Raw genomic sequence first — 12,058 nt, 5'->3', positions numbered from 1 at the left:
TTTCCAATTACGTTTGATACACTGTTTTAAAGAAACAGAATAGACCATAATATATAAAATTGGTATTGTAATACCCGCCTGATCGTTTAAGTATTGCAATAATCTTCCATCCTTGTTCTATATCCCATACAATTTTTTTGCACTCGCTATTTGGTCTTTTTCCGTAGTTTCTGGATAGAGCATATATTTTGGGGCTATAATGGGTTTGACCTGTTCCATTGTAATTTCGGTGATCGTTGCAAATGGAAAGTTTCCACCCGTCATTTTGGTGAGTATCTTTTCCATTTCGATGAAACTGGAATTCTTTTTTCCAATGATTCTCGCTTTCCCTTTCACTTGGAATCCCTTCTGCACCAGAATATCGATAAAGCTTACACAAACATTTGGGTTCTGCTTTATATTTTTAACCGTTTGGGGCGATGCAATGTTTGCAACAATTATTTTGTCTGTTCCATGATGGTTGAAAATTTCTTTTGGGGAAACATTGGGTATGTTTTCTGCGGATACGGTCGCAAGCCAACAAAGTACACTACGATCTATGTATTCTTTGATTTCTTCTGTTAATTCCATTGTTGTTTGGATTACGTATAGTGCTTAGCACCAATAATTTTGTAGTAGTGACCACTTAAAATAGGCATTTGGTCAACCCTGAAATTTCCCTGTTTCATCCCTAATCTAGGAAAAATCTTGAACAAGGTTATTACAGATTGTTGGTTTTGACCCAATTAATGAATAAATCTATCCATTGATGGGTACCATCTTCCTTTTTGCCCAAGCCAAAGCCATGACCTCCTTTGGAGAATAGATGTGTCTCCACCAATATGTTATGTTCGGATAATTGCTGGGCATATAGTGTTGTTTCCTCAACCAGACAAACGCCGTCGTCATATGCATGGACCAAAAAAGCCGGAGGAGTATTCTCGGAAACCAAATCAAGCAGTCTATTTTGATTGATTTCTTCATTGGTGAGTTTTCTGTGGTACAAACTTTTCTCCAACCACTTCAAATTCGCTTCTGAAAGGTTGGTCACCCCATAGATCAGCCCTGAAAAATTCGGATTCTCCTCTTTATCATCACTTTTCCAAAGACCGGCAACTGTGGCCAAATGACTGCCTGCCGAGAAGCCTAAAACACCTACTTTTTCCTTGTTAAAACCATGTTCTGCGGCCATGCCTCTGAGCAATTTGAGTGCTCTTCTGGTGTCCGTAAGCGGTACTAAATGAGGTTGGTCCGATGATTTAGGGTTTGGTAACCTGTATTTTAATACCGCCGCCGTGATGCCTTGTGATGACAGTTTTTCTGCTACATCATACCCTTCATGGTGCATTGCCACCAGCCCATAACCACCTCCGGGTATTATGATTACCGCTTTTCCTGAATTTTCTCCCTTTGCTTTGTAGACGGTGAGCGTAGGTTCGGTAATATTGAATACGCACAAGGTTTCCCATACTTCTTTTTCATATTCTTTAAGATCATTCTCTTTATAGTAAGGCTTCTTGCCCTTTTCCCAAAGCTTATAAACGGTTTGGGCCTCAACGGTATTTCCAAACAATAAACCTATCAATAGCAGTTTAAGTTGTATGAATTTTTTCATTTTATGGAATCTTAAATGGTCTAGCCAATTTTTCAGCTTAGTTGGAAAATAAGCAATTAACCGTTTATGTATATTGATGGGAACCAGTAGCTATTTCTAATAGTCCATCGGGTCGTCTTCAACAATTGCATAATGATAATTATCTTTCCATTCTCCTCTGATCGGAAGTATCTTTCTCCTTAAACCTTCCCTTGTCATTCCAGACTTTTCAAGTACTCTTATGGAAGCAATATTATCTGTTGAAACCCCGGCCTCTACCTTATGCAAGTTAAAATCTTTAAATCCAGATTTAATCAAAGTTTTTGATACCTCTGTCGCATATCCATTTCCCCAGGAAGAAGGCAATAATTTGTAATAAATCTCCCCAAGTTTAAACTTGTTTAAAGATAAGTTTATACCTGCAATACCAATAAATATATCTGTATTCTTAACAACGATCTTCCAGAAGTATGATTTTCTTTTTTCTGATTTTTGAGCTTCAATTAGTGGACGGATAACTTCTTTTGTTTCTTCAATGTCCTTTGGAATGCCAAGTGTATTGTACTTATCAACTTCCGGATTGGAATGAAGTTTATGGATGTCCGATAAATCATCCCAACTAATCTCTTGCAGCCTTAATCGTTCGGATTCTATGTTCATTTTTATTTTGGTTGATTACTAAAGACCTTATTATAGCAAATCTATGTTGGAATTATTGACTTTGAGAGAAGATACAAAACCATGCGAGCTTCATTTCGTGCTATCAGAAGTTTTCCATCGCTCAAAAAGGTTGAGCCATTTTTTAGCTGCTTCAGCGGAATATACAAATTGCCCATTTTGTATCAAGTCATGAATTGTGGAGTCTTGTGCTTTCTGTGACCATTTATAAAGAGCTCCTATGGCAGCTTCTATTTCTTTTCCTGTTTGTTGTGATGGATAACCAATAATCTTTTTGATTTTTCCATTGTTTACAACAAAAACAACTGGGTCATGAACTAAGCCCGTGATCTCTACACCACCAAACCAGTCATTGTTCTCCACAATTTTGCAAAATACGGAGTCTTTTTTGGAGGTAACAGATTCCAACATTAAATTACTGTTCAATGCGGCATCCCACTCCTCAAGAGCTTGCATTTCCTTTACACCTTCTTTTGTCCAAATCCCTTTTAATTCAAATACAATGTTTTCATCATAAAAGTTCAAGGCCTTTTCAATATCATGGGCATTGTGAGCTTCAATATAGGATTCAACTATTTCCTGATTTTTTTCTCCAGAGCAAGAAATTAGTATAAGCAGGCATTGAATGATGAGAATATTTTTTTTCATGGCCTAATTTTTTTCTGTTGATGACGTGATTATAATTTTGTTGAAACAACCGGAGAACGCATTGGAAATCAGCATTTAAATTAGGTTTTATTATGCTGTGATGCAAAACTGCAATAAATTACGGCCATTGTGGGGAACCAGTTCTAATTCATCAATACTATAAACCCAATTGCGGCCGCAACTGCAAAAGCAACCAAAAAGTAATAGAAGGCTTTTATTTTTCTATTTTCAATTTTGGCTTTTTCACGTATCGAACTCTTTATGCTTTCCAGTTCTTGTGCGTCTGCGGTTTTGAAACTTGGTTGGGTCTCTTTGCCATCAACTTTGGTATGGATTGCCGCTCTGTTGTTTTCTTTGAACTTTGCCCGGTTTGAAGGCCGTTGTTCACGATTTTGCCTTATCCGATTGTTCATGTCCTGAATATGGCTCACTTAAATAAGTTTTAGGTTTTTAACAACAGTTTCATTAGTGTCTTTCCGGCCAGATTGTTTCAAATCTTTCACAGACTATCAACATATCTTCAGTTGGACTTTCCCCACTTTGTTCCATTTCGGCCACAAAAAAGTCCCAATGCGCTCTTCTCCATTTTTTAAGGGGTTCAATTTTTGTTCCCATATCCATTTCGGCATAATCCTTGGGTATTTTGTTAAATGGAATGGTATCTACCTTTTTAATTTCAATTATCGCTTTGGCTTTTCCGTCAAAATCGGTTATGATATGTTTTGTTCCAACTGGCGGTAAATTGGCCTTGGCTTCTTCATACCAAAGGTACAAACTGGAACCCGCTCTTTTTTTTCCACTTACTATCAGCTCCGCCAATCTGTTTGCATCTTCTTCATTATAGTGAAAAAACCAAGAGTCCGGCATTTTATGCTGTTTAAATTCGGGGTTTGATTCCGTGAAACTATCCCACATTTCATAAACGGATTTATCTATTTTGCTTTCTGGTGCAGTTGCTGATTTAGTTTTAGTTTCGTTTTTACAACCAACTAAAATCAAAAACAAAATAATAGCGATGTGTCTCATTGTATTTTTAGTGTTAATTGTCTCAATCATGATTTTTGGTGTAGCAAACCACAATGAATTATGGTTCATTGATTTTTATTCTTTACAATGTTTTTTTAAAGCTTCCAAAACCATCCAATTATTATCTGCCAGCGAAACAGCCTTCTGCAAATCGCCACATGATAATCCATTTAGATAACAGGTTTTTAGACGGTTTGCTATACGCTAGTCAGCTTAAATTTAGCGCTTTAAAGAAAAATGACCATCAATTACTCTATTGTTGTTGTCCACGAATTTGAACCAATAATCAGTAGATGGCATGTCTCTCCCATGATATTTCCCATCCCAACCCACAGAATTGTTATCTAACATTTTCAACAATTTTCCATATCTATCATAAATATAGACAGAAAAAGAACTGTTGCTCTGACCTTGGATATTCCAATGATCATTATAACCATCGTTATTTGGGGTGAAAAATTTTGGATAGTTTAAAATAGTGGCTTCAGCAGTTGCTGAGCCACAACCATTAATATCTCTGACAATAATATCGTACACTCCTACTGACAAATTATTAAAAAGGTTACTTGTCTGATAATTCACTGCATCAATAGAATATTCGTAATCTCCATTCCCTGTTACTTGAATTTCAATTGTGTTGTTATCACTAAAATCTGTTACAACAACGTTTGAGATGACCGGTATGCCAGATATTTGAACCGTTACGCTTGATTGGATAGGATTACAATAGCCGTTGTCTATGGTATAAGTATAAATTCCTGCAACATCAATTTGAGGATTGAACATTCCATTTCCCCCGCTTAATGGTGGAGACCAATTTCCTCCCAAGTCTGGATTACCTCCCAATAAATAGAATAGATCCTCTGGACTGTCATCAAAACAAAATACTTTGGTCGCATCCAAACCGGCATCGGGCGTTTCAACTACATAAAGACTGGCACTATCAGAAAAAAATGGAGCATTACAAAAACTGAATTGTACCCTAAATTGTAAACTATTAAAATTCATGGGGACATTTACTACGGTTAAGTTTTCTGATTGAGCTCCTTGAAAAGTGGAATTGTCAGATATATCATTCCAGGTCAATCCCATATCTGTGCTCATTTGCCATTGAAGCGAGTTGGTATTTTGGATAGAAATTGATAATGTAGCATCATCTTCTTCACAAGTTGTTGTGTCTTGGGGTTGTATTAAAATTGATGGAACTACGGCTTCCTGAAAATCAAATGTAGTATTTGAATTATTGTCCAAAGGGGACGTATAGCCGTCAGGTTCATTTATGATCAAACCATTTGCGTCAACATCGTCAGGTAATGCCCCTAAAGTTCCATTTGCATCAGGATCACCAAATCCAGCCTCAATAACATCCAAACAACCATCATTATCACTGTCCAGATCCATTGAATCTATGAATCCATCTCCATCTGAATCAAGCGTTGGGTTAGTACCTAATTCGGTCGAATCTAAAATACCATCATTATCATCATCCAAATCCATTTGGTCTGGTATTCCATCTTGATCAAAGTCACAAGGTAACTCCCAAATAACTTCTATAGCGTCGGCAAATCCATCTGCTCCGTTTAACTCAAATTCAAATGAAACACTTGTAAGCGTGCCATTTACACGAACAGAACCTGCAACACCGCCAACCGTTGGTGTTCCACATTCAGAGGTTGTGGTGCTTCCAAATAGTTGGTCGGGAGTTCGCGTGATTGTGTTGGCGGTCACTTCAAAATGAGTACCATTCCCAGATAGTCTGGTTAATGAGAGCCCTGGTGTTATTAACGTAATTAAAGCAGAGTTGGAATGCGGGCCAAACCCATATCCTCCGCCCAATCTATCAAGATGCAAGACAGGGTCGGTAACGGGTGAGCTAAACGTAAAGGTCAAAACCCCTTTTCCATTTGTTCCAAAATCCAAATATGGTGCTAAAGCGGTATGGTTGACAACATTGTTTGAAGAAAATGTATTGGGCATATTACATTCAATATCCCCGGTGCTAAAATTAACGGCCGCTCCATTAGTTAAATTGGAAACCGAGGTTGTTATATCTATAGAACAAGCATTTGAGGTCCAGTTTGTACCTGTGCCGGTCCATGGCCCGGAAAGCTCTTGAGAGAAAATAGGTGTGTATATTATAAAAACACAAATATAAAATGCTCTTTTAAGTATTTTTAATGGGTTGAGGCCGATTTTATCCAAATTAGGGCTTGCGTTTGATTTATTACCGTGTTTTGGTCATTGACTAACGGTTTTGATCATGGTTTTGTTGTGAAATCAGTCGTTGATTAATTCTTTTATTTTGGTGCGCTGCAAAACCACAAATAGGGCATTGTTTATTTGTCTGCCAAAATTAGCTTCTTTAGCAATACAATTTGCCCAAGATGATAGTAGCAGTGCTCGATCAGCCCATCAATATTTCTCTGATAGGTTCCGTATTTGTCATCCACAAAACTTTGGGTTAATTTTTCATCGGGCAATTGTGCTATAAATTCTGCCAGTTTTTCTACGTCGCTCCAAAATCTGGACAAAAATGCGTTCCATTCGTGTTGTGATTTTATTTCAGGAAAATCAAAGCTGTATTTGTCCCTTATTTCAAGATTCCCGCCACTGAACACATTTTTGATTCCTCCAACATAGTAGTGCACATGTTGGGCCAATATTGAAATTGTATTTAGGGAAGCAACGCTTGATGTTGCAATTTCCCAATCTAAATTTTCCAATTGATCTTTATAATTGGTATTGGCCACCCAAGTTCCGTTCAGGATTATTTCCCTGAACCTATTGGCCAACTGTTTTGTTTTTTTCATTTTTCAAGAACCGTTTTGAAATCCATTTCTAGTTGGTCAAAATTGTAATTCCGATATGGTTCTTTATATATCGACCAGAACCTTCGTGGAGGAAGTACCAATAGCCAACTTAGGGTAAAATCAATTCTAATGGCTGCCCTTCTTTTTCAGGATAGAGTGCCTTTTTGTTTTTCAGTTCACTTGCCAATTTCCCCATCATAATTTTTAGCTGTTCCGAATTTTCACCTGCCACATCATTGGATTCAAACGGATCTTCTTTTAAGTTGAACAGTTCATAGCGGGGTGGTTCATCTACCTGGTAATGGTAAATGATTTTCCAGTCTGAATAAACCAAGCTTGTAAAATAGGAGGAACGATGATCATGCGGGAAATGGTTAAGAAATAGTTCATCACGTTTTTCATTTTGCTGACCATTAAGCTGGTGTTGAAGCGAAAAACCATCCATAACATAACCTTCAGGAGGACTCACATTGGCTACCTCACAAAGGGTAGGATAAACATCAATGACCGATCCTAATTGTTGTTGAACTTTATTTTGCGCAATACGTGTTTTTTCCTGACAGGGTGCTTTATCATTTGGCAAAACCCACGAAGCAATAAAAGGTACTCGCATACCTCCTTCCCAATGTTTACCCTTTTTACCTTTTATAGGGTAGGAACTACTGTAGCCATCTTCAATGGGTAAAGGTGCATCTGAACCATTGTCTCCAAGGAACAGGATCAGGGTATTTTCGCCCAATCCCAAATCTTTGACATGTTGTACAATATCACCCAATGATTTATCAATACCTTCAATTAATGTTGCATAGATCTGGGCTTTTTCTGGTTTGCCCAAGTTCTTGTAGTTTTCAACAAAGCGTGGGTCCGCATTTAAGAAAGGCGTATGAACAGCATAATGTGCCATGTTAAGAAAGAAGGGTTTACCATCTTCATTGGCTTGTGATATGGCCAAATTAGCTTCCCGGGTCAATGCCTCGGTTAAAAATATATCTTTACCATGGTACTTTTCCAAGCCGGGTACGGCCCTTTTTTTATTGCCACCTGTATGTCCAAATGCTTCTGTACCTAAATAGCTGCCTGGTTCGCCAATGGAACTACCGGCAATGTTTACATCAAAACCTAAATTAAGTGGATTTTCCCCCTCACTGTTGAACGGCCCAAAATGAGCTTTTCCCACATGGATGGTTCTATAACCTTTCTGCTGCAATAACCGCGGAAGAGTAACGGATTCTTTGGTAAGTCCTTTCCAGTTCCAATTTGATGGCCCAAATTCTGTGCGATTATTACTCTCCGACCTAATCCAGTTGGTCACTCCATGGCGGGCAGAATTCTGACCGGTCAAAAGGGAAACACGCGTAGGTGAACAAACGGAATGCGCATAAAAATTTGTAAATCTAACACCTTGCGCTGCAAGGTTTTCCATGTTAGGCGTTTGATAAAAAGAATTCAACGGGTACTTAGCCACATTCCCATTGGTATCCGTTAAAAATGGAACGGAAGTATCCATTAAGCCCATATCGTCCACCAGAAAAACAATAATGTTTGGAGGACTATCTTCTTTTGTTGAAGAGGTACATGAAATTAGGCAAAATATTGATAGCAGTGCAAAAACTGAAAATTCAATTTTATTGGTGGTTTTCATAATTCTCGTTATTTTCTGATTATAATTCTGTTTTGGTGACACAAAGCCACATTGAATTTTAGCCATTATCACCTAATTTTTTTTCATTTTTCAAGAACAATTTTGAAATCCATTTGTAGTTGGTCAAAATTATGATTCCGACCAACACGTTCAACCCACAAACCACCCATCTGTTAAAGTACAAATGCTGGTGTAGTGCCATGTTGTTTGCTCCGGTGAGTCCGTCCGCAGAAACTTGCTCTTTGAAGATCAAATAACAAAAGTTTAAAAATGGGGCAATGTTATCAGCAATCATTAAAAGTCCCATGACGATCAATCCAAGTTTAAAAAGCCCATTTGCACTCAAATGCTTTGCATCAATGGTTGGGGTATCAAACCCTTTTTCCAGTCTAAAGAGTTTGACTAATCTATCCGTTTGAAAAAGCAAGAGAAATGCGATCAGCCCCATAACGATCATATAAATAAGATTGAAGGTAAAACTGAAAGCATCAAAACCTCCTGAAAACGAAATGCTGGGAAGCAATTGAAAGAGTACATCTATAAAACAATAAATTCCAAAGATTTTGATTATAACTCTAAAAAGGTCGGTTTTGGTCATGGTTTTCTTTTTCGAAAATATAAGCAGCTTCTTTCAATTGGTCATTAGTCAGTTTCATTTCCTACTTTCAGTTCAGTTTTGTCATTCCATTTTGGTCTATTGCCTGTTTTTGATTTTCAGCGAGTGAAAAACTCAAGCTACTCCAAGCGGTTCCTTGGATTCCTTTAAGCTCAATTCCGTGGTCGGTTTTGGTTATGGTAAAAAGAAAATCTGTAAATCTCGGGTCTTTGTTTGTCGAAACTTTGTTTAGATCGGTCATTCCGTATTCATCAATTGCTTGAGGGCGATTTTTATTTAGACTAAACGACAAATCACTCCAAACACTACCGTTAACGCCTTGCATTTTAATCCCGTCATCCGTTTTTTCAATAACGACTTTAAAATCTTTTATGTCAGCAGATTTTTCTTCTTGGGCGGTTAGCCCAGATGTTATTGCCAAGAACAGTGTGGCAATCAATACGTTTAAAGCAGGTTTTTTTAAATTCAATTTTTTCATTTTTAAAATTTTATCAACGTTTTTCTTCCTTTCCATCAGATTCGGTTTTGGTAATTGTTGTCAATTGTTTTTAATTAAGTCATTAAAAGTATCAGATCTGCAATCAAGAGGGTCTGAAGTATAAAAAGTAATGTTCCAATGTTCTTTTTAAATCGATAAGCAATAACAATTGAGATAATTAGCAGTAATGGAAGAACAAGTCCTGATGCAATTCTTAAAGAATGAAAAGATTTTTTTCTAGATGTAGGCAATCGATACCAGTTTACTTCTTTAAATATTGGAGAAACTGAGTATTCAATTTCTTTATCGGTCAATTCTAATTTTGCAAAATCTGTTTCAACTAAAAAACCATGCTCGCTCGTAATTACTTTGTATGAATAATGGTGGTTTCCGCCAGCATTATAATATTGCTGTCGATTCCTTTGCACATTGATGATTTCATCATTTATGATTCTTCCCGGCGCAACAAAATCAACCAAGATTACCATCGCAGCCAAAGTAAATGTCGCATGCAATACTAAACGTAACTTATATTGATTGCTGCTCACCTTTTAATTTTGATTGTTTTCCATGTATCTTTTCTAGTTTGTTGCTAACGGGCTCGGTTATGACTGTTGGTGTAGCACAAAAGCACAATGAATTATAGCCATTGTTAGCTACTGGCTTTTTCATTTATTTGTTCAAAAATGTCTGATAAGAAATAGTCCTTGTCTTTTGGTTTTATTCCAAATTCCAATTCAATTTTCTTTAATGTTTCATTGTCTGCTAAATCAAAGTCGTGCAATGAACTTAAGTCCGAGATAAAACAGTCGTAAAAATTAATTCCGATAATTTTGTCAAAGAAATCTACTGCAATTTCTTCATATTTTTCAATTCGGTCAGTTTCTGAAAATTCCAACGGAACATTTGCTCCTGGTCTGGGAATACGGGGATTATTTTTCTTAAAATCAGCCAAGCCTTTTTTAAGATTTTCAATAGCTTGATTTTCCGATTCTCCGTGGGCAATTAAACTCCACCAATTTGTGAATTTCGCACAATATTCTAAATCGCTTTGTTCCGCATTTGGATTTTTCCACGTTTCCAATGGATAGTCGTTAAAATTCCAATCAGATTTTAGAAAGGATTTAAGGTATTTTATTTTAGCTTTCAGTTGTTTCATTCACACCCCCAATTTACCCATTTTACACGATTACCCCTTGATCAACTAAAGATAAATCCCACTATTTTGTTTTAAGCTGTATCTTTGAGGTGCGAAACGCATTATTGTAGATGCCTACAACCATGGTCAATTTAGATATAGGATAGGCAAATGGGTACAAACCCCTAGAATATTCAAGGCAATGCCTTTATACATTCTACAATACCCTTTTCCTTTTGTTTAACTTTTTAATCACCTTGTTATGAGAAATGGTGAAGATGGTCAGCGGTGTCCTAAATGCAATTCGCCCATGGCTACGGGTGATACACGGCACGTATCAAAAATTTCCCAACTGCTCACTCCGGCACAGGTAAAATTGTTGGAATATGTAGATGCCCTTGATGGCCCTGATCGGGTAAAGGCCCTTAAATGGGTACACGATGTGGCCATTTATGAGTCCAGAGAGCCCTTGTATGAGGCAGAAAAAGAGGCCCTGTACCAGGTAAAGGTGCTTTGGCAACTTATTGAGGGTACTTTGGAGTAGCAAAAAGACTATCTAAAAAGTGTTGCTCTTGTAATTTTGAGCATCAGCGAAAAATCTCAATAACATAAAACCAATTAATTGGTCAGTATTGTTGAGATTCTTCATTTCATTCAGAATGACACTTTTTAGATAGTCCTTATCAGATTTTGGTTATTTGGGAACAGCCAGCTGTAACTTTCGGCCCTTTACCAACAGCCAAACCATAAATACCAGTTCCCCAAAGAAGGTAAAGAACAAAAAGCCCAAGTCCATGGTTGGGGCAAAAAAGGCACCCAGGGTGTGGACCACGTAGCCCAGTCCCGCAATCAATAACAGTATTCCAAAGATTTTGGGAACGTATTGCGCTTTCAATACCAAATAGCCCAATAAAACCAGGTATATCCCAAAAATGATCAACCCAAAGGACCACTCCAACCGGAAGGAATCTATGTGAAATTGTACGGATTCCGCCCATTGTGTGCTTGCAGAACCATCTGAGGTTTGCACCAGGGCAAGTATCTTCATCAAATTGGCCAGTGCTACCAGGTACATGGCGGTATAGATTAATCTAAACCATGCCACAAGCAACGAAAAGTACCGCATTACCGGTTTTAAAAACAGGTAGAGCGCCCATGCCACCACAATATCTAAAAGCAAAGTAAAGAGATGGAGAAAAATACTGGTGGTGAACAACAGTTTTTCACTACTAATGTTTTCCGCTGTGGTCGCAGCATCATCAGCAATAAGTTTTGGGAAGATGTAAAACTCGGCAAAAGGCACGGTAAGGGTCATGAGCAATAGGCCCAAGCCAGCGATCAGTGCCGCTTTACCTATGGTAAATGTTTGGTTGGTTGTTGTTGGTGCATCCATTATAATCAGTTTTTTCCTTAAGACTGGCCATACGGTATTTTGTTACATCAAATTAC

The 12,058-nt window shown here is 37.6% G+C and carries 15 protein-coding genes; 1 reads left to right on the top strand and 14 read right to left on the bottom strand.

Translation table 11 applies throughout. From position 1 onward, the window contains the following. Positions 1-117: 117 nt before the first annotated feature. The 13 genes from ACOQO1_RS08005 to ACOQO1_RS07945 all read right to left on the bottom strand — a co-directional run bounded on the left by ACOQO1_RS08005 (position 118) and on the right by ACOQO1_RS07945 (position 10,630). Complete coding sequence (locus ACOQO1_RS08005; RefSeq protein WP_420602345.1) at positions 118-570, bottom strand: pyridoxamine 5'-phosphate oxidase family protein; 453 nt, start codon at positions 568-570, stop codon at positions 118-120. 130 nt (positions 571-700) lie between these two features. After that, a complete protein-coding gene (locus tag ACOQO1_RS08000; RefSeq protein ID WP_420602344.1) occupies positions 701-1,594 on the bottom strand; it encodes an alpha/beta hydrolase in 894 nt (297 codons plus the stop codon). A 96-nt stretch (positions 1,595-1,690) separates the two neighbouring features. Next, the gene (locus ACOQO1_RS07995; protein ID WP_420602343.1) at positions 1,691-2,233 is read right to left on the bottom strand and encodes a GNAT family N-acetyltransferase; all 543 of its coding nucleotides are present in this window, start codon (positions 2,231-2,233) and stop codon (positions 1,691-1,693) included. 90 nt (positions 2,234-2,323) lie between these two features. Continuing rightward, positions 2,324-2,899 (bottom strand): hypothetical protein, encoded by a 576-nt coding sequence (locus ACOQO1_RS07990; RefSeq protein ID WP_420602342.1) that lies wholly within the window; start codon positions 2,897-2,899, stop codon positions 2,324-2,326. Between the two features lie 143 nt (positions 2,900-3,042). After that, positions 3,043-3,330 (bottom strand): hypothetical protein, encoded by a 288-nt coding sequence (locus tag ACOQO1_RS07985; RefSeq protein ID WP_420602341.1) that lies wholly within the window; start codon positions 3,328-3,330, stop codon positions 3,043-3,045. Between the two features lie 34 nt (positions 3,331-3,364). Next, positions 3,365-3,925, bottom strand: coding sequence for an ASCH domain-containing protein (locus tag ACOQO1_RS07980; RefSeq protein ID WP_420602340.1), 561 nt, complete (start codon positions 3,923-3,925; stop codon positions 3,365-3,367). Between the two features lie 219 nt (positions 3,926-4,144). Next, positions 4,145-6,127 (bottom strand): T9SS type B sorting domain-containing protein, encoded by a 1,983-nt coding sequence (locus ACOQO1_RS07975; RefSeq protein ID WP_420602339.1) that lies wholly within the window; start codon positions 6,125-6,127, stop codon positions 4,145-4,147. Between the two features lie 134 nt (positions 6,128-6,261). Further along, positions 6,262-6,735, bottom strand: coding sequence for a DUF1572 domain-containing protein (locus ACOQO1_RS07970; RefSeq protein ID WP_420602338.1), 474 nt, complete (start codon positions 6,733-6,735; stop codon positions 6,262-6,264). Positions 6,736-6,844: 109 nt separating this feature from the next. Beyond that, positions 6,845-8,377, bottom strand: a complete 1,533-nt coding sequence (locus ACOQO1_RS07965; protein WP_420602337.1) for a sulfatase — start codon at positions 8,375-8,377, stop codon at positions 6,845-6,847. 58 nt (positions 8,378-8,435) lie between these two features. After that, positions 8,436-8,975 carry a hypothetical protein gene (locus ACOQO1_RS07960; protein ID WP_420602336.1) on the bottom strand — a complete coding sequence of 180 codons (540 nt, stop codon included), beginning with the start codon at positions 8,973-8,975 and terminating at the stop codon, positions 8,436-8,438. A gap of 67 nt (positions 8,976-9,042) precedes the next feature. Further along, the gene (locus ACOQO1_RS07955) at positions 9,043-9,471 is read right to left on the bottom strand and encodes a hypothetical protein (RefSeq protein ID WP_420602335.1); all 429 of its coding nucleotides are present in this window, start codon (positions 9,469-9,471) and stop codon (positions 9,043-9,045) included. Between the two features lie 74 nt (positions 9,472-9,545). Then, positions 9,546-10,019, bottom strand: a complete 474-nt coding sequence (locus tag ACOQO1_RS07950) for a hypothetical protein (protein ID WP_420602334.1) — start codon at positions 10,017-10,019, stop codon at positions 9,546-9,548. Between the two features lie 104 nt (positions 10,020-10,123). Continuing rightward, positions 10,124-10,630, bottom strand: coding sequence for a hypothetical protein (locus ACOQO1_RS07945; RefSeq protein WP_420602333.1), 507 nt, complete (start codon positions 10,628-10,630; stop codon positions 10,124-10,126). Positions 10,631-10,871: 241 nt separating this feature from the next. On the opposite strand from ACOQO1_RS07945, the gene ACOQO1_RS07940 reads away from it, so the two are divergent. Beyond that, the gene (locus ACOQO1_RS07940; RefSeq protein WP_420602332.1) at positions 10,872-11,153 is read left to right on the top strand and encodes a hypothetical protein; all 282 of its coding nucleotides are present in this window, start codon (positions 10,872-10,874) and stop codon (positions 11,151-11,153) included. 150 nt (positions 11,154-11,303) lie between these two features. On the opposite strand, the gene ACOQO1_RS07935 is transcribed toward ACOQO1_RS07940, so the two are convergent. Next, entirely contained in the window at positions 11,304-12,002 is a 699-nt protein-coding gene (locus ACOQO1_RS07935) for a DUF4386 domain-containing protein (RefSeq protein WP_420602331.1), read from the bottom strand. Positions 12,003-12,058 lie beyond the last annotated feature (56 nt).

The organism is Flagellimonas sp. (genome assembly GCF_965222555.1).
In the GTDB taxonomy this organism is placed as follows: Bacteria; Bacteroidota; Bacteroidia; order Flavobacteriales; family Flavobacteriaceae; genus Flagellimonas.
The sequence above is the reverse complement of the archived record's forward strand: the minus strand, read 5'-3'. Positions and strand labels throughout refer to the sequence as shown.